We start from the raw sequence: 25,715 nt of genomic DNA on the forward strand, positions 1-25,715 counted from the left end.
TACGGAGGTTCGCGCGTCCACTGGGCTTAGCTACCCCGCATTCCGGCGAGATCTTTTTCCAGCGCGGCCATGAATTCCGCGCGCACCGGATGCGCTTCGGTCGGCATATATTGCGTCCACAAGGCAACCCGCATGTTGAGGCCATAGTCGATGCTGGCCAGTGTGCCAGCAGCCCCGCCCCAGCCAAATTGCTTGCCAACCACGCGGCCACCGGCGCCGTGGCCCTGGCCAGCGATCCATGAGCCTGACAGATCAAGGCCCTCTGGCAACAGGTTTGAAGTGCCCATCCGCACCGCCGCTTCGCTCATTACCTCGACCCCGTCGAGCGTGCCATAGCCAAGCAGCATCCGCTGGAACCGGTCGTAATCCTTGGGCGAGCTGATCAGACCGCCACCGCCCGATGGCACTTTGGGCGCGTCAAGATAGATCGAGCTACGGCCCGGATCGATCGGCAGAGGCGCGCCGAAGGCAATGCCATAATTGTCGGTCATACGGCTGACTTCGGTTTCAGGCAGGGTGAAGAAGGTGCTCTCCATCCCGCACGGCGTAAATATGCGGTCCTGCAGGAAGCTCTCGAAGGACTGACCCGATGCGACTTCGATCACTCGGCCTAGCAGGTCGATGCTGGCGGAATAACTCCACTTGGTACCCGGCTGATACATCAACGGCAGCTCAGCGAGGCGATCAGCCCACACTTCGAGATTGGGCGCAGGGGTAACAGGAGTAATGCCGGGTATCGGCAAGCGGCTAACTCTGCCACCGACTAGGCCGGCTTCCTGATAGGCTTTGAGCAGCGGCCCTTTGCTCGTGATCAGATAACCAATGCCAGCCGTGTGCGTGAGCAGGTGCCGGATTGTGATCGGGCGATCAGTCGGCACGGTGTCGCTGAGCGCGCCTTCGGGATCTTTGAGCACGCGCATATTGGCAAATTGCGGCATCACTTCGCCAAGCGGCTGATCGAGGCCTAGTTTACCCTCATCAATCAGCATCATGATCGCCATGCCGGTGATCGGCTTGGTCATCGAATAGATGCGATAGAGCGTGTTTTCATCGACTTGCTTGTGGCTCTGCAAAGACAAAGTCCCGCCGCCAACAGTGTGCGCATGGTCTTCTTGTCCGCTTCCGAAAGTCACCATTAGGTTCGCAAGCTTGCGGTTGTCGACGTAGCTTTTTGCCATCGCCGCAACGTTAGGCCAGCTCTCGCTGACGTCGTGCGCAAGCGCGATGCGCCCGAACGGCATGCTCGCCAGCGCGCCACCAGCAGCCAGATATGCGCCGCCGCGCAGCAAAGCCCGGCGCGAGGTCGGGGCGGAGTGAAATTCGCGAAATGCCATAGGGGTGTGAGCCTCTCTATTTGTCAGGTCTAAATTTCCGTACCGGAGCTAGACACATTGCCCTGAGTGTTATGTGAACCGCTGTTAGGGCGTGAAGCGATAAGTGGTCAATCAGGACTTGTCATGAGAGGCTTGCAAACCAGAAGTGTTATACCCATATAACACACATGCTGAACCTACTCTCGTTCCTGTTCGGAATCCTCTCATTGGTGATCGTTATCCCTTCGACAATCCCGCTACTCGGCTGGGGCAATTGGCTTGCCTTGCCGCTGATTGTGATCGGTGTTGTTCTGGGTGCGCTGTCGTCGAAAGATAGCGGGCGCAATTTTTGTCTGATCGTGCTCTTGATTGCGGCGCTGAGGCTGAGCCTGGGCGGCGGGATTATCTAATCCTGCGCCATCGCCAGCCGCGCAGCCTTTGCGAATAGCGTCGGCAGGCCAGCCGCTTCTAGCTGATCCAGCGGCCACCATTCTCCATCGCCATCGGGTGTAGCTTGCCCGGCATGTTGGAGGACGCTGAGCGTTAGATGCGCGTGAGTAAAAGTATGCCGCACCGCGCCCAACTCCGCCCATTCGCCAGTCAAAGGCGGCTCGCCTGAACCATCTTGGCGCGCTGACCAACCGTCATCTGGCAGCGAGCGCATGCCGCCCAGCATCCCAGTACCTGCGCGTTTGACGAGCCAAATCTCACGGGCCTCCTCCTCACAGCGTTCGATCCAATAGGCCGTGCCCTTTCGCTCGGGCTTGGCTTTCTTGGGCGGTTTGACGGGCAGCTTTTCCGGCTCCCCCACTTTTCGCGCTTCGCAAGCGTCTGACAGTGGGCACAGCAAGCATTTGGGCGCTTTGCCGGTGCAGATGCTCGATCCCAAATCCATCATCGCCTGAGCAAAGTCACCCGCCCTCGCCTCGGGCGTGATTTCGTCCGCACGTTCGCGGATCGCCTTGCGCGCCCTTGGCAAGGCTTCCGTGATGTTGAACAATCGCGCCACCACCCGCTCAACATTGGCATCGACAACCACCGCGCGCTCGCCAAAGGCAATCGCCGCAATCGCCGCCGCCGTATACGCGCCAAGCCCGGGCAGCTCGCGCAACTCGGCTTCGGTCGTTGGAAAGCTGCCGCGCTCGGCCACTTTCTTCGCGCATTTCACCAGATTGCGAGCGCGCGAGTAATAGCCCAGCCCCGCCCATGCCGCCATGACGTCATCTTCGCTCGCCGCAGCAAGATCATGGACGCTTGGCCAAACCGCTGTAAATTTTTCAAAATAGGGTTTCACCGCCGCAACCGTCGTCTGTTGCAGCATCACTTCGGATAGCCACACGCGATAGGGCCACGCGTCATCGTCTGGGCGAGGCGCACCCGGGGGATTTCTCCACGGAAGATCGCGCGCATGCGCATCATACCAGTTCAAAAGTTTAGCTGAGATGTCAGACATTGTGGAACTCACCCGCGCCCTATGGCATGAGGCTAACCGCAATGGAAACCGGCAAAGACAAGAAGCCTGCGCGCAAACGCAAACCGGCCAAGAAATATGAGCGTACCGCGCGGTCGCGGCGTGCGCGCCATCGGTGAGCTTATGCCCGAGATCGGGCGCACCGCCTTTCGCCGCTTCGGTTTTGTGCAGAGCTCGGTCGTCACCCGCTGGCCCGAAATCGTCGGCCCGCATCACGCCCGCGTTTGCAGCCCCGAAGCGTTACGCTTCCCGCCGGGTGAGAAATCCGAAGGCATCTTGCAGCTTGTCGTTCTGCCCGCCCATGCGCCGCTGATCCAGCAGGTGATCCCCGAGATCACAGAGCGGGTGAACCGCTTTTTCGGCTATCAGGCGGTGTCGCGGATCAAGATCCGGCAAGGCGCGGTTAAGCCAACCCATGCTCAAGAGCCTGCGAAGGCACCGCCATCGCTCAAACCCATTCCGATGGAACTGGGGGACAGTTTGCGCGATATCGGCGACCCGGAGCTGCGGACCGTGCTGGAATCGCTCGCGCGCAGTATGGGTGACGGGGACACAGATAAGAAAGAATGATCGTGAAATTGACGAATTTTGCAGGGCTTGGCCTTGCTGCGGCTCTGGCCGCAACATCGCCGCTAGCCGCGCAAGAAAGCGCTCCCACGACCGGCCCGTGGCACACCAATGTCGAGGTCACAGAAGCAGGCCATGTGATCGGCGATCCCGATGCAGAGACTGTGCTGACCGAGTTCGTCAGCTACACTTGCGGGCACTGCGCAACCTTCGCCAAGCAAGGCGATGCAGCGCTCGACATCGCGTTTATTTCCAATGGCAAATTGCGCTTTGAGGTGCGCTCCTACATCCGCAATGCGCTCGACCTGACCGTTTCCATGCTGGTCGCTTGCGGTGACCCGAGCAACTTCAAAGGCAATCACGCGATGTTCATGCGCTCGCATGACGATTGGCTCAAGAAAGCCGCTGCCGCTCCGCAAAGCCAGCAGGCGATCTGGGGCCGCGGTGATCGCAATGCGCGGATGAGCATGGCGAGCGCGCTCGGGCTTTCTGACAAGATGACCAAGCAGCGCGGCTATGCCTTGCCAGTGGTCAACACCTGCCTTGCCGATGACGCCAAAGCGCAAGCCTTGATGCTGGGCACGCAAAGCGCGGCGCGTGACTTCGGGATCAACGGCACGCCCAGCTTCGCGCTCAATGGCGAAACGCTTCAGAACGTCCACTCCTGGCAGTCGCTCTATCCGGTTCTGCAAGCGCACTACAAGGCGATGGACGATACTGATCGGGAACCGCAGCTGGGCGAAAGCCAGTTCTAACCGTCAAATTCGTCCATATTCGGGACAAAGCGCCATAATTTCGCTCGCAATTGGCTTTGAACCGACTCATTTGTGAACAAGCAAACTTCCGGCGCTTCCGCAGGCTTTTCGCTTCGTATAGCGTCGGCATGAAGATCAAAGGACTTATCGCGTCATGACCCTATCCCGCCGTATCCTCAGCACCTCTATCGCAGCTCCTCTGGCGCTGGCCCTTGCCGCTTGCAATGGCAGCGCGGAAGCGGACGGCGACCTTTCGGGAGACGCCATCGCTGCAATCCCTGCACCTGACGGCGAAACGTGGTCTGACACGGTGATGGTGACCGAGGAAGGCGGCTACAAGATCGGCAATCCCGACGCCCCGCTGAAGCTGGTCGAATACGCCTCGCACACGTGCGGCGCGTGTGCGAACTTTGCCAAAAACGGCAAGGCTGGCGTGAAGGAGTATGTCGAAACCGGCGTCGTCAGCTTTGAACAGCGCGAGGTGTTTCTCAACATCTTCGACGTGGTGATCGCGACGCTGGCACAATGCGGGCCAGCCGAGCAGTTCCAGCCCCTGTCCGATCAGGTTTGGGCCGATCACCAGAATGTGATGTCCAAAATTCAGGCCAATCAGGAAGCGCTTGCGACTGCTGGCCAGCTAGGTCCGGATGAGCGGTTCGTGGCGATCGCCTCTGCAACCGGCCTCATCGATTTCTTCGCGGCCCGTGGTCTTTCTGCGGATCAAGCTCGAAGCTGCTTGTCTGACGGCGCGAAGATCGAAGCGATGGCGGAAGCGGTCGGCCAGAAAGCTCAGGAAGATGAAGTGGCCGGAACCCCGACCTTCATGCTCAATGGCGCTAAGATTGACGCGCTGAGTTGGGAACAGCTCGAACCGATCCTGCAACGCGCCGGAGCCCGCTAAGCGGGATTAGCGGGAGGGAACGCGCAGCCTATGGAAATCAGCCGGTTAAAGCTCAGCGGATTTAAGAGCTTTGTCGAGCCGGCTGAACTGCGCGTGGAACCCGGCCTTACCGGCGTTGTTGGGCCTAATGGCTGCGGCAAATCCAACCTGCTCGAAGCAATCCGATGGGTCATGGGTGAAAACTCGCCCAAGTCGATGCGCTCTGGCGGAATGGAAGATGTGATCTTCGCTGGCACGGCAAGCCGCCCGCCGCGCGATTTTGCCGAAGTCGTTTTGCACGCCGCTGACGATGACGGCGAAGAGCTGATCGTTACCCGCCGGATCGAGCGCGGTGCGGGCAGCGCTTATCGCGTAAATGGCCGCGATGTGCGAGCGAAAGACGTCTCGCTGACCTTCGCTGATGCGGCGACTGGCGCGCACTCACCTGCCCTTGTGAGCCAAGGCAAGATCGCGCAGGTGATCGCCGCAAAGCCGACCGAACGGCGGCAAATGCTTGAAGAGGCGGCAGGGATCGCAGGTCTGCATGTTCGGCGCAAAGACGCTGAGAGCAAGCTGCGCTCGACCGAGAAGAACCTCGAGCGGCTCGAAGACCTTATGGCGGGTCTCGACAACCAGATGGCCTCGCTGCGGCGTCAGGCGAAGCAGGCCGAGCGCTATAAGAAACTGACCGAACAGATCCAGCTGGCTGAAGCGCGTCTTGTCTTCGCTCGTTGGCGCGATGCCGCGCACGCAGCAAAGGAAGCGCGTGAGGCGGCGGAGGGCGCGGATGAGCGTGTCGCGACCGCCAAAGTCGCGGTCGATGAAGCGCAGAAAGAACAAGCCGCACTGGCAGCAAAACTTGCCGAGGCGCGTGATGAACTTGCCGACCGGCGCGATGATGCGAGCGCGCATGGCCACCGTATGGCGGCTCTGTCGGAAAAGCTCGAAGCCGCAGAACAGCGCCTCGCCGATTTGGAACGTCAGCGCGTACGGCTCGAAGAAGATCGCGGCGATGCCGACCGCATGACCAAGGATGCTGCCGAAGCGCTTGAGCGCCTGACTCGCGAGATGGCGGCGAGCAATGATGCCTTGAAGCGCGACGAGGAATTGCGCCCGGCGTTCGCGGCAAAGTCGGAAGATTCCGAAAGAGCCAGCCGCGCGGCGGAACTTGCTCTGGCTAAAGCGACCGCCGACCATGCAGGCGTTGAGGCCGAATGGCGCGTTGCCGAAGCGGCGATTGAGCAGGCAGAGGCCCGCGTCGCGCGGCTGACGGCGGAACGCGAGCGGCTTGAACGCCAGCAGCAGGAATTGACCGAAGGCGGCGATCCTGACGAGCAAGTGGCCAGCGCCCGCGCGGCGGCTGAACGCGCCGCTGAAAGCGTCGCTCAATTGCGCGGAAAGCTCGAAGCCGATCAGACGCGCAAAGGCGAATTGCAAACCGCGCGCGATGAGGCGGCAGCAGCGCTTGCCACAGCCAAGGCTGAACTCGCCGGGATTGAGCGCGAATACAGCGCCTTGGCCCGCGACCGTGATGCGCGAGCCAAACGGGCGAAAGACAGCGCTGGCCTGCCGCAAGCGCTCGAAAAGGTCAGCGTTGAGCGCGGCTATGAGCGCGCAATGGCCGCCGTTCTGGGGCGCGATTCCAAGTCACCACTCGGCAAGCCGACCGAAGGCAAAGACGGGCGTTTTTGGGCGGGTGGTGAAGCCCCTCCCCCGTCGCGGACAGCCTGCTGTCGCACGTCAAATCCTGCCCCGAAGAATTGCGCGCTCGTCTTGCGCTGGTGCATTTTGCCGCGTCCGATGATGGCCGCGCTTTGAAACCGGGCGAATGGCTTGTTACCGAGAAAGGCCATCTGCGCCGCTGGGATGGTTTTGTCGCGCGCGGTGAAGGCGCAGCCGAAGCGGCAAAGCTCGAAGCAGCCAATCGTCTCGCCGAACTCGAGGGAATTTTGCCGGATCTGCGCGAGGCTGCCGAGCAGGCAGAAAGCGGCGAAGCGACTGCCCGCGAAGAGCTGCGCGCCCTTCAAACCGATCTCGTCGCGCAGGAGCGCGCCATCGCTGGCGCCATCGAGGATGAACGACAGGCCTTGCGCGCGCTCGACCAAGCCGAAGCGGCGAAAGAGCGGATCGCCAACCGTTTGGAAGAATTGGCCGCGGCCAAGGCCGATCTCGCTGAGCAATCCACCGCTGCTGATGCCGATATTGCCGCCGCGAAGGAAAAGCTCGCAGCTCTGCCCGCGCCCGACGCAGGCCGCGCGAGCCTCGAAGCAGCGCAAGCCAAGCACGAAGCGGCAAAGTCGGCGGTGCAGGCTGCGATGGCAGAACTCGCAGCACATGATCAGGCTTTGGCGGTCACGCGCGAACGCGCCGCCGCTCAGCAAGCCGACCACGCCAATTGGGAAGCGCGCTCCGGCGAGGCCGTGCGCCGCCGAGCGGAGGCGGGCTCGCGGCTCGAAGAGATCGAGCAAGAGCGCAAAGTCTACGCTGAAAAACCCGCCGCGCTGATCGACGAGATCGAGCAAGGCGATGCGCTGCGCCAGCGGCTTGGCGAGGAATTGGCGAAGGCCGAGACTGCGCTTGCCGAATGCCAAGCAATTGCCAATTCAGCTGATGCCAAGCTCTCCGAAGCCAACGAAGCGCTGACCGTCGCCCGCGAGGGCCGTGCGACTTTGGCCGCGCGCGCCGAAAGCCAGGAAGCGCGGCGTGGTGAAATGGCGCGCATTTCAGGCGAGCGCTTCCAATGCCCTCCCCCGATGCTCGCGGAACGGTTTGAATTCGATGCCGAGCAAGTGCTCGATGCCACCGCTGAAAGCGACGAAATGGATCGCCTCACCGCCAGCCGCGAGCGCATCGGCCCGGTCAATCTGGTCGCGGCTGAGGAACTCGAAAAGCTCGAAGACGAACACGGCACCAATGCCAGCGAACAGGCCGAACTGACAGAAGCGGTCAACCGTCTGCGCGGTTCAATCGGCAATCTCAACCGCGAAGGGCGCGAGCGCCTGCGCGACGCATTCGAGGAAGTGAACAAGCACTTCCAAGAGCTCTACCCGCGACTTTTCCAGGGCGGCTCTGCGCACCTCGCCTTGATCGACAGCGATGATCCGCTCGAGGCGGGCCTTGAGATTTATGCCCAGCCGCCGGGTAAACGCCTGCAATCCTTGTCGCTGCTGTCTGGCGGTGAGCAAGCCTTGACTGCGACCGCGCTGATCTTTGCGCTGTTCCTCACCAATCCCGCGCCGATCTGCGTGCTCGACGAGGTCGATGCGCCTCTGGACGACGCGAATGTCGAGCGCTTCTGCGATCTGCTCGATTCGATGATCCGCACAACCAAGACCCGCTATCTGATCGTCACGCACAATGCGGTCACGATGAGCCGGATGCACCGTCTATTCGGCGTGACAATGGCGGAAAAAGGCGTCTCGCGCTTGGTCAGCGTCGATCTGGGCGAAGCAGCATTGATGGCGGCGGAGTAGCTCCGCGCTTAAACAAATTTTCGTAAGATCAGGCTTCGATTGCAGCCGCGAGCCGTGAGCGGATGGATTTGAGCTGCGCGATCGCCTCACTGAAATCTTTTGCAGGTGCCGCGACAGGCGCATCACCATTCGCGCCTTCCTCGTCAAATTCACCATCGGTGGCGCGGCGGCCACCAGCGCGGCGGTCATCACTCGAACGCCGGTCTCCGCCAGCGCGATTGGCAGCACGCAAGGCCGCCTGCGCGCCTTTCAGTGTGTAGCCTTCATCATTGACGAGCCGGTTGATCTCTTCAACCAGCTCGACGTCTTCAGGTCGGTAATATCGGCGCCCGCCGCTGCGCTTCAGCGGTTTCAGCGCGGTGAATTGCTGTTCCCAATACCGCAGAACATGCGGCTTGATCCCAAGAGCATCGCTGACTTCCCCGATGGTGCGAAGCGCACCTTCGTCTTTACCATCGTCAAAGTCAGTCATGCATTATGCGCCCTTGGCTATCTGTTCTTTGAGCAATTGGCTCGCGCGGAAAGTCATCACACGGCGCGGAGTAATCGGCACTTCAACCCCGGTCTTGGGATTGCGCCCGATACGTTCATTCTTGTCACGCAAAACAAAGCTGCCGAAGCCGGAGATCTTCACATTCTGGCCATCAGCGAGTGCATCGCACATTTGATCAAGGATTGCTTCGACGAGATCGAGCGATTCCGCCCGGCTAAAGCCCATACGGCGGTTAATCGTCTCGGCCAGATCGGCCCGAGTGAGCGTGCCAACAGAACGCATAATCATAATCTCCTTTGCAGGCGCGACCACAAAGCCAATGGCTTATTACACTTTTCTCGCAATTCTCGCAACTTGACTACACCAATGTGGCACCTTTTTTTGCACATTGTCGGCGAAGCGTGGGTGCGGCGAGTTAGACGCGAATTAAGCTGGCACCCCAGGTGAAACCGCCACCCATGGCTTCCAACATGATCAGATCGCCGGGCTTGATCCGTCCGTCGCGGCGCGCCGTGTCGAGCGCCAAGGGTACAGACGCGGCTGACGTGTTGGCATGCTGATCGACTGTCACAATCACTTTTTCAGCCGGAATGCCGAGTTTTCGCGCAGTCGCGTCAAGGATCCTTTTGTTGGCCTGATGCGGCACAATCCAGTCGATTTCATCGGCTGAAACCCCAGCCTCTTCAATCACTTCATGAAGAACATCGGAAAGATTCACGACCGCATGGCGGAACACTTCGCGCCCTTTCATCCGCAAATGACCGACGGTTTGCGTGGTTGACGGCCCGCCATCGACATAGAGCAGATCGTGCTGCGCCCCGTCAGCGTGGAGCCGTGTTGTGATGATACCGGGCGCATCGGCTTTGGCCTCGTCAGCCGTATCGCGCTCCAGCACAACCGCGCCCGCTCCATCACCGAAAAGCACGCAAGTGGTGCGATCTTCCCAATCAAGAATGCGGCTGAAAGTTTCTGCTCCGACTACGAGCGCTTTTGTCGCCATGCCCGATTGAAGCATCGAATCGGCAGTAGCGACGGCGTAGAGGAAACCCGAGCACACCGCTGCGACATCAAAGGCGATGCAGCCGTTGCAGCCGAGCGCATGCTGAACCTTGGTAGCGGTTGCCGGGAATGTGTTGTCGGGTGTCGCCGTGGCGAGCACGATCAGATCGATCTCGCTTGCCTCCATCCCCGCATCATCCAGAGCTGCGCGAGCTGCGTCGGTCGCTAGGCTTGCGGTCGTTTCGCCTTCGCCCGCAATATATCGCTGGCGAATACCCGTGCGCTCAACAATCCATTCATCGCTGGTGTCGACGCGCGCGGCGAGTTCTTCATTTGTAACGACTTGCGCCGGCAGAGCCGATCCCGTGCCGCGAAGGCGCGAACGGCTCACGCAGCCGCCTCATCGCTGGATGCGCCATTGCCGTTTTCCTTGAGCGCATCCTCGCCCAACTCAGCGAGACCTTGCGCGATGCGCTGGGTCAGATTGTTTTCGAGCAAGCGCGCGGTGACGGCCACTGCATTGGCGACACCGTTGGCGTTGGCACTGCCGTGGCTTTTCACCACCACACCGTTCAGGCCCAGGAAGACCGCGCCGTTATGGTTGTTCGGGTCGAGATGGTGGCGCAGCAATTCGGTTGCCGGACGCGACACAAGGAAGCCGATCTTCGAGCGCAGCGAACTGGTGAAGGCATTGCGCAAAAGATCGGTCACAAACCGCGCGGACCCTTCGATCGCCTTCAAGGCGATATTGCCAGAGAACCCATCGGTCACGACGACGTGCGTTTCGCCGCGATTGATCTTGTCGGATTCGACGAAGCCGTCGAATTCCAGCGCAAGGCCGCCCTCGCTGGCCTCGCTTGCTTGCTGTAGGCGCGCCGCTGCATCGCGCAAGGCGTCTGTGCCCTTGATCTCTTCGGTGCCGATATTGAGCAAGCGCACGCGCGGGCGCTCAAACCCGTTAACGATCCGCGAATAGGCCGCGCCCATCACTGCATATTGCACGAGGTTGCGGGCGTTTGCTTCTGTGTTGGCGCCGAGATCGAGCATCACCACATCATGCTCTTCCAATGTCGGGAGCAGAGCAGCCAAAGCCGGACGGCCAATGCCGGGCATGGTGCGCAGCGCGAGCTTGCTCATCGCCATCAGTGCGCCGGTGTTACCAGCGCTAACCGCCGCGCCAGCATCGCCCGCCTTAACCGCATTGACGGCAAGGCCCATCGAAGTTGTTTTCGCGCGCCGGATCGCGCGGCTTGGCAGCTCGTCGCCCGCGATAACATCGTCACAGTGGAGAATTTCGCTCGCCGATCGCAAAGCAGGGTGACTTTCCAACGCGGACTCAATCCGCGCCTGATCACCCACCAGCAGGAAGTGGAAGCCTTCGTGACGGCGGCGCGCCAGAGCAGCGCCCTCCACCATTACGCGCACGCCTTCATCGCCGCCCATCGCATCAATGGCGATACGCGGCAGGCTCATGGCAGCTTCTCCGTCAAAATCATCAGCCGGTCTTAGAGACCAACCGCAACAACCTCACGACCGTTGTAATAGCCGCAGTGCGGGCACAGATTGTGCGGGCGCTTCAGCTCGCCACAATTGTTGCATTCGTGATGCGCTTCAACTTTCAGCGAATCATGCGCACGGCGATTGCCGCGACGATGTGGGGAAACTTTTCTCTTTGGGACAGCCATCTCGGCACCTGTTCCTCAAAATAAACCGTGTGATTGCGCAAGGTTGCGCGTGTCTGTTGCGACGCTCTTAGGGCAAGCATGGATGCCGCACAAGATATAAGGCTCGTGCGAGAATCCTTGCCTGTCCGTGGCGGGGAAGCGCGCGCTATACCGAAAAAATCGCACGTTGCAACCTGACTCTGCCCTCACTAGCAAGGTCGAAACGGGATTGAGAGGGACTAAAGTCATGTTTGTTCTACCAGTAACGCTGACTGCTGCCGCCGCCGCTGCGATTATCAATGTCTGGCTGATGATCCGCGTGGGTCAGGTGCGCAACACGCAAAAGGTATTTGTCGGCGATGGCGGAAGCGAGCCGATAATTCGGCGGATGCGGGCGCATTCGAATTTTGTCGAGAACACGCCGTTTGTGCTTGTTCTGATCGCAGCGATCGAGATTTCAGGGCGCGGCCAGCCGTGGCTCGCCTATGTCGCGGGGCTTTATATGCTTGCCCGCATTGCGCATGGGATTGGCATGGACGGCGGCAACGTCGCGAAGGGCCGGATGATCGGCACAATCATATCGATGCTCACGCTTATCGGCCTTGCCGTGGCAGCGGTGCTGATTGTGATGAAGGTGATATAATTCGCGACTGAACGGCGGCGCGAGCCGCCGCAAGGCCAAGCTACCGCCCGCAGGCGCACCGTAGCGAAGCGGAGGAGCCGGGCCGAGGAGTTCGCCCGGATGGGCGAACCCACTTAAGAAAGCGCGTAGTCACTCACAAATTGGTTTGTCTTGCGTTCTTGGCCAAAGGTGCTGGTCGGTCCATGGCCGGGAATGAACATCACGTCCTCGCCCAGCGGCCACAGGCGCTGGGTGATCGCGTCAATCAGATCCTGATGGTTCCCGCGCGGAAAATCGGTCCGCCCGATCGAACCCTGGAACAGCACATCGCCGACAATCGCAAAACGGCTTGGCTCGTGGAAGAACACGACATGGCCCGGCGTGTGTCCGGGGCAATGGATCACATCGAGCGTCAATTCGCCCACAGTCACCGTGTCGCCATGCTCCAGCCAGCGGTCCGGCGTAAAGCTCTTCGCCTCCATCCCGTAGCGCGCGCCATCATTGTCGAGTTGCTCGATCCAGAACAAGTCGTCCTTGTGCGGGCCTTCGATCGGCAGACCGAGCTCATCCGCCAGCATGCCCGCCTGCCCACAATGATCGAGATGGCCGTGCGTGATCAGGATTTTCTCGAGCGTCACACCGGCCTTCTCAACACCTGCCCTAAGCTTGTCGAGATCGCCGCCCGGATCGGTTAGCGCAGCTTTCATCGTCTTGGTGCACCAGATCAGCGAGCAATTCTGCTGCAGCGGTGTGACGGGAAGGATCGCCGCGCGCATGGGTGGAGTTGGTTTAGTGTCGGTCATGGATTCCAAATGGCGGTGACGGTTGCGACTTGCAAGGCTATTGCAGACCTATGAAGACACTGGTTTATCGCGCCGCGACAGAGGCTGACCTGACGTTTATCTACAAGCTTGCCGAGGAAGATTCTGTTCTCACTGCGCGCGATCCCGTGCCCAGCAACCACGAAGTCGAGGCTAAGAAGGGTCTAGAAGCGATCAACTCCGACCCGAATCACTCCCTTGTTATCGTTGAACAAAATGGCGAGCCGGTAGGCAGCTTCCAATTGAGCTTCATCCCTGGAATCTCGCGACGCGGCGCATGGAGGGGGCAAATCGAAAGCGTGCGGGTGAGCGCGGCTTGCCGCGGACAAGGAATTGGCTCTGAGATGATGAGCTGGGCGCTGAGGCAATGTGAAAAGCGAGGCTGCGGCCTCGTCCAACTCACAAGTGACCGCCAACGTGACGCTGCGCATAGATTTTATCAGCGGCTCGGCTTCTCTCCATCTCACACCGGGTTCAAGCTGAAACTGGGCTAAACCCGTCCCCCTTTCCAGACCACGCGACCAACAATCTCCACATCCTCCGCCGCGACCTCAATCGGAGGATAGGCGAGGTTTTGCGATAGCAGCGACAGCCGCCCACCCCCAGCGCTCGCAACGCGCTTTACCAGCAGCGTGTCGTCTAGCCGCACAACATGCACGCCATCGCGAAAGGGCTGCGGGCGCCGGTCGACCAGAATCTCATCGCCATTGTTAAGCAGCGGCTCCATCGAATCGCCCTCCACAGTGATCGCGGAAAGCTGCGCGCCTTCCAGCCCCTGTTCGCTGAGCCAGCGTTTGGAAAAACGGATCGTGTCGAACGGCAATTCAGCGTCGGGCACACTTCCAGGCCCGGCTCGACGCGCCTATATCCAAGCGCTGGACCTCGATCCAATTTCTCATTGAGGGAACAATCGACTGCCGATTGTAGGATTTTTCCTCACTTTCAAACGCTGGCGCGCCCAACTCTTGCTCGTCCACACCGAAGAACTCTGCAAGTTTTCGGCGATCGCGCTCTTGCAGATTTCTCGGCGTACCGCGCGCAACAAACTGTTGAAGATAAGCGGCATTCTTGCCGAGCATCTCCGACAATTGCTTCAGGCTCACTCCCTTTTCGTCCGCCAATTCCTTGAGCCTCTTACGGGCATTCGTGGCTTCAGCCATCATTTCCTCCTCAACATGATTAAAATTCCTATAGCATAGGATTTTTCCTAGACAAGTAGGATTTGGGATGGAACATTTTAGTAACATTGAGCGATTCTGCAGCGTCGCGATCACTCGTTTCAGGACCAGCAAAAGGGGATCATTATGCTCATCCGTACCATCGAAAAGTTCCTGCGAGAGCATGATATGCCCGCGACCAAATTCGGGCGTCTCGCCGCGCATGATCCGCGCTTTGTGCTGGACTTGCGCATGGGCCGCATCCCGCGCGCAGCGACCGAAGCGCGCACGCGCAGATGGATGGCTCAGTTTGAAAGCGGGACGCTCACCCGCCCCGATCACGTGGCCGAATTCAAGGCCATGCCTGACAGTTTCCGCTTCGATCCGGTCCACTATTCCATCGTCCCCATCGGCGCAGCTTACGCACAGGAGCTCGCCCATGCTCACTGAGATGCACGCCGCCGAAGCCTCGGCAATGATCCCGGAGTTCAAGTCTCAGGCCGGGCCTGATCCGGACGCCCAAATGAAGGCGCCGAAGCGAGCGCGTCGCTATCGCCCGCGGCGCACTCTGTCAGATCGGGTGCGCGAAGCGGTGCTGGCGCTCACCAATGAACAAGCGCAGTTGCTCACCCATGCGGAAAAGCCTTGGGCATCGATCACATTCTCGGGCACGCGGCACGAGCTGGTGCTGACTTTTGACGGTATCGCGGCGTGCAAAGTGGGCGAGCAATTCATCGCCGCCTTGCCCGATCACGAGTTCGCGCTGCCGGGACAACTGGTCGCCGACGCGACTATCACCACCGTTGAAAGCAATTACACGCCCGAGCCGCAAATGGCGGTGACAGCGGTGCTGCTGTTGCTCGAAGAAACCTAATTTCTCCGCACCACGAGGTTCCGGATTTCGCTCATGTCTTCCATGGCGAACCGGATTCCTTCGCGGCCCAAGCCTGAGTCCTTCACGCCGCCATAGGGCATGTTGTCCACCCGATAGCTGGGTACGTCGTTGATCACGATGCCGCCCACGTCCAGGCGGTCCCAGCTATCGAACATCTTGAACAGGTCGCGGGTAAAGATGCCCGCTTGCAGGCCGAACTCGCTGCGGTTCACTTCATCGAGAGCCTCGTCGAAGTCCGAAAACTTCATCAGGATCGCGAGCGGACCAAAGGCTTCGTCATTCATCGCGCGCGCATCGCGGTCGACATTTTCGAGCAGTGTTGCCTCCAGCATATTGCCGTTGGTGAGGCCGCCGCCGGTGAGTAAGGTCGCGCCGCCTTCCACCGCCTCGTCGATCCAGCCCTTAAGGCGCGTTGCCTCGCCTTCGGAAATCATCGGTCCGATAAAGGTGTCGCGATCCTTGGGATCACCCGCGACCAGCGTCTTGGTCTTTTCGACCAGCATGTCCTTGAAGCGGTCGTAGACATTTTCGTGAATGATGATGCGCTGCACGCCGATGCAGCTTTGGCCGGACTGATAGAATGCGCCGAAGATGATCCGCTCAAGCGCATCTTCCAAGTCCGCGTCGTGATCGACCACAACGGCGGCGTTTCCACCCAGTTCAAGGATCACCGGCTTCTTGCCAGCGCGCGCTTTTAGCGCCCAGCCAACACCGGGTGATCCGGTGAAGCTAAGCAGCTTCAACCGCTCATCCTCGGTGAAGAGGTCCGCGCCATCGCGGCTGGCGGGCAGGATCGAAAACGCGCCTTCGGGCAAGATGTCGCACTCGGCCAGCACCTCACCCATAATCAGCGCGCCGAGCGGGGTCTTGGATGCTGGCTTCATCACGAATGGGCAGCCCATCGCAATGGCGGGCGCGATCTTGTGCGCGGCGAGATTGAGCGGGAAGTTAAATGGGGAGATGAAGCTGCAAGGCCCGATCGGCACGCGCTTCCACATTGCCTGATAGCCCTTGGCACGCTCCGAAATATCGAGCGGCATGACCTCACCGTAGTTGCGTACCGCCTCTTCAGCAGCGATGCGGAACGTGTCGATCAAGCGCGTCACTTCGCCTTCGCTGTCCTTGATCGGCTTGCCCGCCTCGACACAGAGCGCATAGGCGAGCTCATCAAACCGCTCCTTGAAGCGGCTGACACAATGCATCAGCACGTCCTGCTTTTCGTACGATGCAAGCCGCGCCATCGGCTCTGCTGCGCGGACCGAACCGGCAATCGCCTCGTCAATGATCTCAGGCGAGGCGAGCGCAGTGCGGAACGCAACCTCGCCAGTGTATTTATCGGTCACCTCAAGGTCGGTGTTGGGCTGTGCGGCCTTGTTGTTGAGGTAGAGCGGATAGGTATCTTTCAGCGTGGGCACGTCGGGGTCTCCTTTGCCTCTCAACCTTACAGCTTGGCGCTTAGTTCCTTGATTTCGTGATTCAATATCCGGTCGTTCTCGCTGTAATCGACCGGGCAATCGATGACATGCACGCCCGGCGTATCGCGCGTATGGGCGAGCACATCGGTAAGGTGTTCGCTGCTGGTGACCCTGTGTCCATTCGCGCCGTAGCTCTCAGCATATTTTACGAAGTCAGGGTTGCCGAAAGTCAGACCGTAATCATCAAAACCCATGTTCGATTGTTTCCACCGGATCATGCCATAGGCATCATCGCGCAGGATCAGCACGGTCAGATTGAGGCCAAGGCGCACAGCCGTTTCCAGTTCCTGACTGTTCATCATGAAGCCGCCGTCACCGCACACCGCCATGACTTTGCGGTCCGGATAGAGCATTGCGCTCATCATCGCAGAAGGCAGTCCTGCTCCCATGCTCGCGAGCGCATTGTCGAGCAGCACGGTGTTGGGCAGGTAGGCCGTATAGTTGCGCGCGAACCAGATCTTGTAGACGCCGTTGTCGAGGCAGATGATGCCATCGTCGGGCATCGACTGACGGATCTGGCGCACCAAATGCGGCGGGAAGATTGGAAAGCGGCTGTCCGCTTCGAGCGGCTCTGAATGCTTTTCTTCGGCGCGGCGATAGCAAAGCAATCTACCGAAATCCCAATCATCCTGGACGGTGACGGCCTCTTTGATCTGCCAGATTGCATTGGCGATATCGCCGATCACTTCGACCTGAGGGAAATAGACCGGATCAACCTCGGCTGTGGTGTTGGAAACGTGGATGACCTTTGTGTCCTCACCCGCTTTTCCATCCTTCATGAAAAACGGCGGCTTTTCGATCACGTCGTGGCCGACATTGATGATGAGGTCTGCATCATCAATCGCGCGGTGGCAGAAGTCGCCAGCAGACAGCGCGGCGCAACCAAGAAAGAGGTCGTGCCGTTCATCGAGCACGCCCTTGCCCATCTGCGTTGTGACGAATGGAATGCCGGTCTTCTCAACAAATTCGCCGAGCATGTTGCTGGTGAGACGCCGATTTGCTCCTGCTGCAATCACCAGCACCGGAGCCTTAGCCGCTTCGATCATGTCGACGGCCTGACGAACCGCCTTCGCTTCGGCTGAGGGCCTGCGAGCTATGCTGCGCGGAATGGGCGCTGCATCGGTCTCTTCCGCAGCAATGTCTTCTGGCAGTTCCAGATGCGTCGCGCCGGGCTTCTCCTCTTCGGCAATGCGGAAGGCTTCGCGAACGCGGCTCGGGATATTGTCGCCCGAATGTAGCTGATGCGTGAATTTCGTGATCGGCCCCATCATGTCGACCACATCGAGAATCTGAAAGCGGCCCTGCTTAGAGCTCTTGATCGGTTTCTGCCCCGTGATCGCGAGAGTCGGCATTCCGCCAAGCTGCGAATAGGCAACCGCCGTCACCATATTGGTTGCGCCCGGTCCTAATGTCGCCAGAAACACCCCGGTCTTGCCCGTATGCCGGCCATAGGTCGCGGCCATAAAGCCAGCGCCCTGCTCGTGACGGGTCAGCACCAGCTTGATCGAGCTGTCAGACAGGCTTTCGAGAAAGTCGAGGTTTTCCTCACCCGGCACGCCAAAGATATATTCGACACCTTCCGCCTCCAGACATTGAACAAACAGGTCGGAGGCTTTCTTGGTGTCAGGCATATCTTGCATCCTTCGCAATCGATGTTGCTAAGCCAATGGCTCAGCAATCAGTTGGTTTCACGCGCGGATGCCGAAAGTTAGGCTATTGTCGGAATTAATATCCCCGCGCCGGGTCAAAGATGGGTGCTACAGGCTCGCCCTTTAGATACTTATCGAGATTCTCAAGGAAACGCGTAGCAGAACGCACGAACATCTTATCCTGCGCGCGGCCCGACAAGTGCATCGAGATATGCGCATTGTCGAGCGTCCACAGTTCGTGGGTTTCTGGCAAGGGTTCGGGCGTGGTTACATCCAGAAACGCGCCGCCGATTGTTTTGGCTTTAAGCGCGTCAATCAGCGCTGGCTGGTCGATCACTGCACCGCGCGCAATGTTCACGATCACCGCGTCAGACTTCATCGCCGCGAGCTCGTCAGCGCCGATCATTCCATCTGTTTCATCGGTTGCCGGGACCGCAAGGATGATCCAGTCGAACTCGCCCAATTGGTCGCGCCATTGGTCGGGTGTGAGCACGTCTTCGGCTGGTGTGCGCCGCACGACAGTCACGTCGACATCGAAGGCTTCGAGCCGCGGCTTGATCAGCTTTCCGATCGCACCATAGCCGAGCAGCAATGCCTTTGATCCGGCGAGTTCGCGCTTGCCCGGACTGTCGAGCAGCCATTCCCGCCGCTCCTGCGCGCGCACGACATCGCGATATCCCTTGGCGATGTTGAGCATGCCCATCACCACATATTCGGCGATTGTGATCGCGTTGATTCCGGCGCCGTTGGTGACGGTGATATTGCGCTCAATCAGCACATCCATCGGCAGGAAGTCGAGACCGGCATAGATCGAGTTCAGCCATTTGAGCTTTTTCGCCGCGCGTAAGGTGTCGCCCATCGCGGCCTGATCGTACATATCGAACCAGCCGATTTCCGCTTCGGGCACCGCCTCCAGCGCCTCCTCATGCGTCATGAACCAGCGCACATCGAGATCGGCTGGCAATTGCGGTTCGAGCAGCGGGCGAATGAGGCCTGAAATGGCGAGGATAGTCATGACAGCTTCCACTCCCAACCGAGCGGATCGCCGTCCATCACCTCGATACCTTTCTCTGCAAGTTCATCGCGGATCCGGTCAGACGTCTCGAAGTCCTTTTCCGCACGCGCAGCCTTGCGGCGAGCGAGCGCGCCCTCGATTTCTTCTTCGGTCAGCTGCGCGTCTTTAGGTCGCAAACGCAGGTCGGTGCGGGCAAGGTCGAACAGGCCGAGGCCGAGCACCGCATCAATCCGCTCGACCATGGCGCGCTTGAGACCCGCATCGACCTTCTTGGTCGCGAGCGCATCCTCCAGCGCAGTGAGCGCAATCGCTGTGTTCAGATCATCTGCAATGGCCATCTCGAACTTCTCCACCACCGGAGCAAACTTCGGATGGTCGGTCGCGCCGCCTTCCGGAGCATCTGCAATCCGCTCGACCAGCATGACCATCCGCTTCAGCCGCGTCAGTGCCGCTTCCAGCCCCTCCCAAGTGAATTCCAGCTCGCTGCGATAATGCGCCTGTAGGCACAGCATCCTGTAGGCAAGCGGGTGATACCCACGGTCCACCAGTGTTTGCAGGACCAGAAATTCACCGCTCGACTTCGACATCTTCCCGCGCCGGTCGATCAGGAAATTGTTATGCATCCAGATGCTCGCCGCGCTGTCGGCTGAACAATTGTGCGCCTGGTTCTGCGCGATTTCATTGGGGTGATGGATCTCACGGTGGTCGATCCCGCCGGTGTGAATATCGAACGGGTGGCCGAGCAGTTCCGCGCTCATCACCGAACATTCCAAATGCCAACCGGGCGCGCCCTTGCCCCACGGGCTATCCCATTCCATCTGCCGCGTTTCGCCGGGCGGAGTCTTGCGCCAGATAGCAAAGTCGGCTGCGTTGCGCTTGCCCTCGACCTCGTCGATCCGCCCCTCCCCATCCTCGGTGACGGCGCGGGCGAGCCGACCATATTCGGGCACAGTCGAAACGTCGAAATAGAGCCCGCTGTCGAGCTCATAACAATGCTTGTCCTGCATCGCCTTGCCCCATTCGATCATGCTCTCGACATAATCGGTGGCGCGCGGGTGAGCCGGTTTGCGCACGTTCAGCCGGTCCAGATCAGCCTCGAACACTTCCTGATAATAGCGCGCGATATCCCATGCGCTCTTACCCTGCGCAGCCGCTGCCTTTTCCATCTTGTCATCGCCCGCATCGGCATCAGACGTGAGATGGCCGACATCGGTGATGTTGATGACGTGTGAGAGCTTGTAACCCTTGTGGCTCAGCGTGCGTCCGAGCGTATCGGCAAAGATATACGCGCGCATATTGCCGATATGCTGATAATTATAGACCGTGGGCCCGCAGGTGTACACGCGCGCCTCGCCTTCGTGGATCGGAACAAATTCCTCGAGCCGACGATTGAGAGAATTGAACAATTTGAGCGGTTGATCTGCCATCCGCCGCCCATGCGACAATACTCGGCAACGCGCAACAGGAGGAACACATCAGCACCGATTCCGGTACGGACTTACAATCTCGCATCATTGGCGGCATCGCAATTGTCGGCAGCTTGGTCGCGATCGCCATGGACTTTATCGGCCTTGGCTTGACCGAACGCGTCGGCATGGTCCGCGACACGATCAGCGACCTCGCTGCGAACAACGAAAACAGTGTGGTCGATGAGGTTGCCGATTTCGGCCTTTATGCCTTTGTGCTCGCAGTGCTTGCGACGACCTATGGCTTGCTTCGATGGCGGATTGATCGGCTCGATTGGAAAATCGGATCATGGTTGCTGGTGGTGGTCGCGATCTGCGTCACGCTGATTGCGGGGTACGAAGCCTATACGACGGGCGATGGCCCAGTGATCCATTACTGGCTCGTCTACGTGTTGGGCTTTGCCTTCCCTGCCACCGTGCTGCTGACGGCTGGTCAATTCTGGGAGATCAACAAAAGCCTCGGCATTGCTCTCTACGCGCTCGGCGCGCTGTGGCTGATCCTTGGCCCGATTTTCTTCCTGATCCCGACGGAATGGGATGGGCTCTACGAGCGCATGCTCGCCGGGCTCAAGCTGATTTGGTTCATGACGATGGGTATCATGATCTGGCGCGATCCAGACATTCAGAAAAAGGTTTCAGAGGAACAGCGCGGCAAAGCGTAGCGTTACTCAATCAAAACCAAGGAATTTGACCTGATCGCCCAGCGGCACGCGTTCACGCTCAAAATTGTTCACCGGCGCATCCGGATCGCGGTAGCCAATCGCCATGCCGCAAAAGAACATGTAGCGCTCATGATCGAGGCCCAGATGCTCGCGGATCACATTCGCGTAGTAGGCCATAAATTCCTGAAAGCAGCTGTCGAGCCCCTCTTCGCGCAGCAGCAGCGCAACCGTCTGCAACCACATGCCAGTGTCGGACCATTGCGGCTCTTTCATCAGCCGCGGGAAATAGACGAACATGACGGCAGGCGCATCGAAGCTAGTGGCGTTGCGGCCCATCGCCGCCATGCGCGCGGCGCCATCATCGCGGGCAATTCCGAGCGCGTCGAACATGCCCTTCGAGATGCCGTGAAGGCGGTCTTTGTAGGCGTCCTCCTGCTTGGGCGCGTCCCAATCATATTCGAGTTTTTGCGGCGGGGTGGAGGCAATCTTCGCTTGCAACTCTTTAAGCGGCCCGCCCGTGACCACCGTCGCCTCCCACGGCTGATAATTGCAGCCCGACGCGGCCCAGCGCGCGGTATCCATCACGCGTTTGATGGTGTCGAGATCAACTGGCTTGTCGAGAAATTCGCGCACAGAGCGGCGGCTGGTGACGGCTTCGGTTACGTTCATTCGGGAAAGGTCCTTGTCACAACAATCTGACCGACAATGGCAGCGTTAAATTCATCCAGCTCTTCCGCCGGTATCCAATATTCTGCGTGCTCTTTGCCGCCTGCCAATTGCACATCGTACTTGTCGAGATGTTCTTTTCGCACTTCGAAGCGGGTCACATAACCTGAACCGCTGGCTCGGACGTTCCAGTCTCGAGCAATCTTTATAGCGTATTCCTCGGTCGTGACAGGGTAAAAGATGGGTTGTTCCGGAAGACGAGGAGGCCAAGCCTTCCAGTCGGAGTCCTCGACCAGCTTAAGTTCCTCGGGACCAGTGGGCCTCCAGAGCGTAACTGTTTCAGTCATCACCACCGCCCCTTCGGCCCCTTCTCATCCTCGAACAGTTCCGCAAGCTGCTCCATTATCGTGCCGCCTAGCTGCTCAACATCCATGATCGTCACCGCGCGGCGATAATAGCGCGTCACATCGTGGCCGATGCCAATCGCGACCAATTGCACCGGCGAGACATTCTCGATCCACTCGATCACGCCGCGCAAATGCGCTTCGAGATAGCCGGCGGAGTTCACGCTCAGCGTGCTGTCATCAACGGGCGCACCGTCAGAAATCACCATCATGATCCGGCGTTCTTCGGGCCGTCCGATCAGCCGCGAATGCGCCCACATCAGCGCTTCGCCATCGATGTTTTCTTTGAGCAGCCCTTCGCGCATCATCAGGCCCAGATTGCGCCGCGCGCGCCGCCACGGCTCATCCGCCTGCTTATAGATGATGTGACGCAGATCATTGAGACGACCCGGACCTTGCGGCTTGCCATCAGCCAGCCATGCTTCGCGAGACTGCCCGCCTTTCCACGCGCGGGTGGTAAATCCGAGGATCTCGGTCTTGACCCCGCAGCGCTCAAGCGTGCGCGCAAGAATATCCGCGCTGATCGCCGCAATGCTGATCGACCGCCCGCGCATCGAGCCGGAATTGTCGATCACCAGAGAAACAACCGTGTCCTTGAAATCGATGTCGCGCTCAACCTTGTAAGTCAGCGCAGTACCGGGTGAGACGACCACGCGGGAAAGCCGCGCGGCATCCAGCACGCCCTCTTCCTGATCGAAATCCCAGCTGCGGTTCTGCTGCGCCATCAGGCGGCGCTGCAAGCGGTTCGCGAGCCGGGTTACCACGCCTTGCAAACCGGTCAGCTGGCTGTCGAGATAAGCGCGCAGCCGGTCCAGCTCCTCTGAATCGCACAGCTCGGGCGCTTCGATTTCCTCATCGAATTTCTCGGTGAAAGCTTTGTAGTCCAAGCCTTCGGGAATGTCGGCTGGTGGACGATTGGGGCGAACGGGCGCGTTGGAGGAATCGCCCTCCTCGCCCGGCTCGCCATCCTGCATTTCCTCATCGCCCGACATTTCAGTGTCGGCATCGCCGTCGCCATCGCCCTCGGATTGCTCGCCCGCCATCTCCGCGCTTTGCGGATCGGCGTCGCCCTCTTCCTGCTCGTCGCCTTCTTGCTCTTCGTCCTTGCCGTCCTCTTCATCTCCGTCATCATTGTCGGAGTCTTCGGTCGAATCTTCCATCGGACGGGTGAGATCGAGATCGCGCAGCATATCGAGCGTCAGGTCCTGAAACGCCTGCTGGTCATCGAGCGAGTCCGCAAGGTCATCAAAGCTGTCGCCGACTTTGTCCTCGATCCATTCGCGCACCATGTTCACCGCAGGCGCGGCGGCATCGGGGATCGGCTGGCCAGTCAGCTTCTCGCGCACGATCAGGCTAAGCGCCGCCTGCATTGGCACTTCGCTTTCGTTTTGTGCGCGGGTGATCGGATCGGTGCCGGTCCGCGCCATCAGGGCAGCGTCGAGATTGCCGCGCATCCCGTCATAATTGTTCGCGCCGAGCGCTTCGTAGCGCACCAGCTCGACCGCATCGTAGCAAGCCTGCGCAACTGGTTCTGGCGGCATATTCTTCGCATGAAGCGCTGCGTTATGGTGCCGCAATTTCAGCGAGAAACTGTCGGCGAAGCCGCGCGCCTCGCTGACCTGATCTTTCGGCAGCTCGCGGCCAGGCAAAGGCACACGAAAGCGATTTCCCGCAGAACCCGGCACGTCCGCACTCCACGCCACCTCGACCTCATGATCGTGCGCAATAGCGCGGCTCGCGCCGGTCAGCGCGTGCTTGAAACGATCAAGAGGGGATTCTTCGGACATACTAGGGATAGATAGGGGTCAGGTGATCGATTGCCCGGTCTTTTCCCAATCGGCCAAGAAGGCCGCGATGCCCTTGTCGGTCAGGGTGTGGTTGAAAAGCGCTTTGATCACCTTGGGCGGAGCAGTCATGACGTCAGCCCCAATCTTCGCGCTTTCGAGCACGTGGGTAACGTGGCGAACGCTTGCGACCAGGATCTCGGTTTCGAACATGTAGTTGTCGTAGATCAGACGAATGTCTTCGATCAGGTCCATCCCGTCAAAGCCGTTATCATCGTGGCGACCGACAAACGGCGAGATGAAGGTCGCCCCAGCTTTGGCTGCGAGCAGCGCCTGATTGGCCGAGAAGCACAAGGTCACGTTGACCATTGTGCCATCGCCAGTCAGCGCCTTGCAGGTCTTCAGGCCATCAATAGTCAGCGGCACCTTGATGCAGACATTGTCGGCGATTTTGCGCAGCACCTCAGCTTCTTTCATCATCGTCTCGTGATCGAGCGCGACGACTTCTGCAGACACGGGGCCATCGGTGATGCCGCAAATTTCTTTGGTCACTTCCATGAAATCGCGGCCCGATTTGTGGATCAGCGACGGGTTGGTTGTCACCCCATCGAGCAAGCCGGTTGCGGCCAATTCCTTGATGTCCTCAATTTCGGCGGTGTCGGCAAAGAATTTCATGAGTGCTCTGGCTCCCTATGGCACACGAATCGCTCCGGCCTGATTGGCATAGGCCAGAGGCGCTGGCCAGCCATGCTCCGCCGAACTTTGAGGAATGTGGACTGTCGCTTGGCTAGAGCCCCGCGCCGACTCCAAACACGCCGATCAGCAAGGGATCGTTTGTGCTGCGCGGATTGGCGCGGATCGCCTCCTCTTCCACGCCAAGCTCCTGCCAGATCGCATCGTTGATCGAGCCGGAAAAACGCTGAGCAATACCGCTGACATTCGCACCCGTGGCTGCATTGACCAGTTCGCCCACAAGCGGGTCCGACGCGATGCGGATAGCCTGGCCCAGCTCCGGCACCATCGCCTCAATCAGAGTGTTGCCCATCTCCTCGCGCAGGAAAGATGTGGCCGCTTTTGGCCCGCCGCGCACCAGCGCCGCCGCATTGGCAATACCGATCGTACGCACAGTGTCAGCCACGAGCGGCGCGGCCCTCTCGGCGCCCTCAACCGCAATATCGGCAAACGCGCCTTCCAGCCGATCTTTGACCAAGCCCGATGTGAGAATGCTTGTCAGGACATCTCCGCGTGTGCCCAGCACATTGCCGAGTCCGAGACGCCCGATCTGCTCATCCCAATAGCCATCGGGCGCCGTCAGCCGCGCAAAGGCGCGCTCACTCGACAGCACCAGCAGTCGGCGGATTGCGTCGGTAAAGCTGAGGCCCGGAATGGTCGAACAGGCGGGCAGTGCCAGCACCAGTGCGCTTGCCGCCCCGCTCCGCATCACAGTCCTGCGATCAAGCGCTTTAAAATCTCCAGCGTTCATA

General features: G+C 59.7%; 27 protein-coding genes and 2 pseudogenes. 10 read left to right on the forward strand and 19 right to left on the reverse strand.

Features of this window, described 5'->3' with window-relative positions:
- Positions 1-26: 26 nt before the first annotated feature.
- Positions 27-1,334 carry a serine hydrolase domain-containing protein gene (locus ACZ1GU_RS09740; RefSeq protein ID WP_472647805.1) on the reverse strand — a complete coding sequence of 436 codons (1,308 nt, stop codon included), beginning with the start codon at positions 1,332-1,334 and terminating at the stop codon, positions 27-29.
- A gap of 167 nt (positions 1,335-1,501) precedes the next feature.
- On the opposite strand from ACZ1GU_RS09740, the gene ACZ1GU_RS09745 reads away from it, so the two are divergent.
- Positions 1,502-1,723, forward strand: coding sequence for a hypothetical protein (locus ACZ1GU_RS09745; RefSeq protein ID WP_472647806.1), 222 nt, complete (start codon positions 1,502-1,504; stop codon positions 1,721-1,723).
- On the opposite strand, the gene ACZ1GU_RS09750 is transcribed toward ACZ1GU_RS09745, so the two are convergent.
- On the reverse strand, positions 1,720-2,766 hold the full coding sequence (locus tag ACZ1GU_RS09750; protein ID WP_472647807.1) for an A/G-specific adenine glycosylase: 1,047 nt from the start codon (positions 2,764-2,766) through the stop codon (positions 1,720-1,722). The two genes, ACZ1GU_RS09745 and ACZ1GU_RS09750, sit on opposite strands and share 4 nt — an antisense overlap.
- A 41-nt stretch (positions 2,767-2,807) precedes the next feature.
- Between ACZ1GU_RS09750 and ACZ1GU_RS09755 the strand changes: the two are divergent.
- From ACZ1GU_RS09755 to ACZ1GU_RS09770, 4 genes and pseudogenes are all read left to right on the forward strand, one after another.
- Positions 2,808-3,354, forward strand: a pseudogene (locus ACZ1GU_RS09755) (DUF721 domain-containing protein).
- Positions 3,355-3,356: 2 nt separating this feature from the next.
- Complete coding sequence (locus ACZ1GU_RS09760; protein ID WP_472647808.1) at positions 3,357-4,106, forward strand: DsbA family protein; 750 nt, start codon at positions 3,357-3,359, stop codon at positions 4,104-4,106.
- Positions 4,107-4,260: 154 nt separating this feature from the next.
- Entirely contained in the window at positions 4,261-5,007 is a 747-nt protein-coding gene (locus ACZ1GU_RS09765) for a thioredoxin domain-containing protein (protein WP_472647809.1), read from the forward strand.
- Positions 5,008-5,037: 30 nt separating this feature from the next.
- Positions 5,038-8,459: pseudogene (locus tag ACZ1GU_RS09770) on the forward strand (chromosome segregation SMC family protein).
- Between the two features lie 28 nt (positions 8,460-8,487).
- On the opposite strand, the gene ACZ1GU_RS09775 reads toward ACZ1GU_RS09770, so the two are convergent.
- The 5 genes from ACZ1GU_RS09775 to rpmF all read right to left on the reverse strand — a co-directional run bounded on the left by ACZ1GU_RS09775 (position 8,488) and on the right by rpmF (position 11,636).
- Positions 8,488-8,931 carry a MerR family transcriptional regulator gene (locus tag ACZ1GU_RS09775; RefSeq protein WP_472647810.1) on the reverse strand — a complete coding sequence of 148 codons (444 nt, stop codon included), beginning with the start codon at positions 8,929-8,931 and terminating at the stop codon, positions 8,488-8,490.
- Positions 8,932-8,934: 3 nt separating this feature from the next.
- Entirely contained in the window at positions 8,935-9,234 is a 300-nt protein-coding gene (locus ACZ1GU_RS09780) for an integration host factor subunit alpha (RefSeq protein WP_472647811.1), read from the reverse strand.
- A gap of 133 nt (positions 9,235-9,367) precedes the next feature.
- Positions 9,368-10,342, reverse strand: a complete 975-nt coding sequence (locus ACZ1GU_RS09785) for a beta-ketoacyl-ACP synthase III (protein WP_472647812.1) — start codon at positions 10,340-10,342, stop codon at positions 9,368-9,370.
- Positions 10,339-11,424 carry a phosphate acyltransferase PlsX gene (gene plsX, locus ACZ1GU_RS09790; RefSeq protein WP_472647813.1) on the reverse strand — a complete coding sequence of 362 codons (1,086 nt, stop codon included), beginning with the start codon at positions 11,422-11,424 and terminating at the stop codon, positions 10,339-10,341. Before plsX ends, ACZ1GU_RS09785 begins: the two co-directional genes overlap by 4 nt.
- 32 nt (positions 11,425-11,456) lie before the next feature.
- Complete coding sequence (rpmF, locus tag ACZ1GU_RS09795) at positions 11,457-11,636, reverse strand: 50S ribosomal protein L32 (RefSeq protein WP_390587962.1); 180 nt, start codon at positions 11,634-11,636, stop codon at positions 11,457-11,459.
- Between the two features lie 226 nt (positions 11,637-11,862).
- On the opposite strand from rpmF, the gene ACZ1GU_RS09800 reads away from it, so the two are divergent.
- Complete coding sequence (locus ACZ1GU_RS09800; protein ID WP_472647814.1) at positions 11,863-12,258, forward strand: MAPEG family protein; 396 nt, start codon at positions 11,863-11,865, stop codon at positions 12,256-12,258.
- 113 nt (positions 12,259-12,371) lie between these two features.
- Here the strand turns inward: ACZ1GU_RS09800 and ACZ1GU_RS09805 are convergent, their stop codons facing one another.
- Positions 12,372-13,040 (reverse strand): MBL fold metallo-hydrolase, encoded by a 669-nt coding sequence (locus ACZ1GU_RS09805; protein WP_472647815.1) that lies wholly within the window; start codon positions 13,038-13,040, stop codon positions 12,372-12,374.
- A 50-nt stretch (positions 13,041-13,090) separates the two neighbouring features.
- Here ACZ1GU_RS09805 and ACZ1GU_RS09810 point away from each other — a divergent pair, with 50 nt between their 5' ends.
- Positions 13,091-13,552: a GNAT family N-acetyltransferase gene (locus ACZ1GU_RS09810; protein ID WP_472647816.1), complete on the forward strand. Its 462-nt coding sequence runs from the start codon at positions 13,091-13,093 to the stop codon at positions 13,550-13,552.
- Here ACZ1GU_RS09810 and ACZ1GU_RS09815 read toward each other — a convergent pair.
- Complete coding sequence (locus tag ACZ1GU_RS09815) at positions 13,549-13,896, reverse strand: S24 family peptidase (RefSeq protein WP_472647817.1); 348 nt, start codon at positions 13,894-13,896, stop codon at positions 13,549-13,551. The two genes, ACZ1GU_RS09810 and ACZ1GU_RS09815, sit on opposite strands and share 4 nt — an antisense overlap.
- Positions 13,883-14,350, reverse strand: a complete 468-nt coding sequence (locus tag ACZ1GU_RS09820) for a helix-turn-helix domain-containing protein (RefSeq protein WP_472647818.1) — start codon at positions 14,348-14,350, stop codon at positions 13,883-13,885. The genes ACZ1GU_RS09815 and ACZ1GU_RS09820 overlap by 14 nt, the downstream gene beginning before the upstream one ends.
- Before the next feature lie 12 nt (positions 14,351-14,362).
- Here ACZ1GU_RS09820 and ACZ1GU_RS09825 point away from each other — a divergent pair, with 12 nt between their 5' ends.
- Together ACZ1GU_RS09825 and ACZ1GU_RS09830 are read left to right on the forward strand one after the other, a co-directional pair.
- On the forward strand, positions 14,363-14,665 hold the full coding sequence (locus ACZ1GU_RS09825) for a hypothetical protein (RefSeq protein ID WP_472647819.1): 303 nt from the start codon (positions 14,363-14,365) through the stop codon (positions 14,663-14,665).
- Positions 14,655-15,089, forward strand: coding sequence for a hypothetical protein (locus ACZ1GU_RS09830; protein WP_472647820.1), 435 nt, complete (start codon positions 14,655-14,657; stop codon positions 15,087-15,089). Before ACZ1GU_RS09825 ends, ACZ1GU_RS09830 begins: the two co-directional genes overlap by 11 nt.
- Here ACZ1GU_RS09830 and ACZ1GU_RS09835 read toward each other — a convergent pair.
- The 4 genes from ACZ1GU_RS09835 to cysS form a co-directional block, all read right to left on the reverse strand.
- Positions 15,086-16,525 (reverse strand): aldehyde dehydrogenase family protein, encoded by a 1,440-nt coding sequence (locus ACZ1GU_RS09835; protein WP_472647821.1) that lies wholly within the window; start codon positions 16,523-16,525, stop codon positions 15,086-15,088. The genes ACZ1GU_RS09830 and ACZ1GU_RS09835 overlap by 4 nt on opposite strands.
- A 26-nt stretch (positions 16,526-16,551) precedes the next feature.
- Positions 16,552-18,216 carry an acetolactate synthase large subunit gene (locus tag ACZ1GU_RS09840; RefSeq protein ID WP_472647822.1) on the reverse strand — a complete coding sequence of 555 codons (1,665 nt, stop codon included), beginning with the start codon at positions 18,214-18,216 and terminating at the stop codon, positions 16,552-16,554.
- A gap of 94 nt (positions 18,217-18,310) precedes the next feature.
- Positions 18,311-19,249 (reverse strand): D-2-hydroxyacid dehydrogenase, encoded by a 939-nt coding sequence (locus ACZ1GU_RS09845; RefSeq protein ID WP_472647823.1) that lies wholly within the window; start codon positions 19,247-19,249, stop codon positions 18,311-18,313.
- A complete protein-coding gene (cysS, locus tag ACZ1GU_RS09850; RefSeq protein ID WP_472647824.1) occupies positions 19,246-20,676 on the reverse strand; it encodes a cysteine--tRNA ligase in 1,431 nt (476 codons plus the stop codon). Before cysS ends, ACZ1GU_RS09845 begins: the two co-directional genes overlap by 4 nt.
- A 113-nt stretch (positions 20,677-20,789) precedes the next feature.
- Here cysS and ACZ1GU_RS09855 point away from each other — a divergent pair, with 113 nt between their 5' ends.
- Complete coding sequence (locus tag ACZ1GU_RS09855) at positions 20,790-21,377, forward strand: DUF998 domain-containing protein (RefSeq protein WP_472647825.1); 588 nt, start codon at positions 20,790-20,792, stop codon at positions 21,375-21,377.
- A gap of 6 nt (positions 21,378-21,383) precedes the next feature.
- Here ACZ1GU_RS09855 and ACZ1GU_RS09860 read toward each other — a convergent pair whose 3' ends face one another.
- The 5 genes from ACZ1GU_RS09860 to ACZ1GU_RS09880 form a co-directional block, all read right to left on the reverse strand.
- Positions 21,384-22,046, reverse strand: coding sequence for a nitroreductase (locus ACZ1GU_RS09860; protein ID WP_472647826.1), 663 nt, complete (start codon positions 22,044-22,046; stop codon positions 21,384-21,386).
- The gene (locus ACZ1GU_RS09865) at positions 22,043-22,390 is read right to left on the reverse strand and encodes a hypothetical protein (RefSeq protein WP_472647827.1); all 348 of its coding nucleotides are present in this window, start codon (positions 22,388-22,390) and stop codon (positions 22,043-22,045) included. The genes ACZ1GU_RS09860 and ACZ1GU_RS09865 overlap by 4 nt, the downstream gene beginning before the upstream one ends.
- Positions 22,390-24,234 carry a cobaltochelatase subunit CobT gene (gene cobT / locus ACZ1GU_RS09870; RefSeq protein WP_472647828.1) on the reverse strand — a complete coding sequence of 615 codons (1,845 nt, stop codon included), beginning with the start codon at positions 24,232-24,234 and terminating at the stop codon, positions 22,390-22,392. The genes ACZ1GU_RS09865 and cobT overlap by 1 nt, the downstream gene beginning before the upstream one ends.
- A gap of 18 nt (positions 24,235-24,252) precedes the next feature.
- A complete protein-coding gene (fsa, locus tag ACZ1GU_RS09875; protein WP_472647829.1) occupies positions 24,253-24,906 on the reverse strand; it encodes a fructose-6-phosphate aldolase in 654 nt (217 codons plus the stop codon).
- 112 nt (positions 24,907-25,018) lie between these two features.
- The gene (locus ACZ1GU_RS09880) at positions 25,019-25,714 is read right to left on the reverse strand and encodes a DUF4197 domain-containing protein (protein WP_472647830.1); all 696 of its coding nucleotides are present in this window, start codon (positions 25,712-25,714) and stop codon (positions 25,019-25,021) included.
- Position 25,715: the final 1 nt, after the last annotated feature.

Source organism: Erythrobacter sp. HA7-11, from assembly GCF_055693605.1.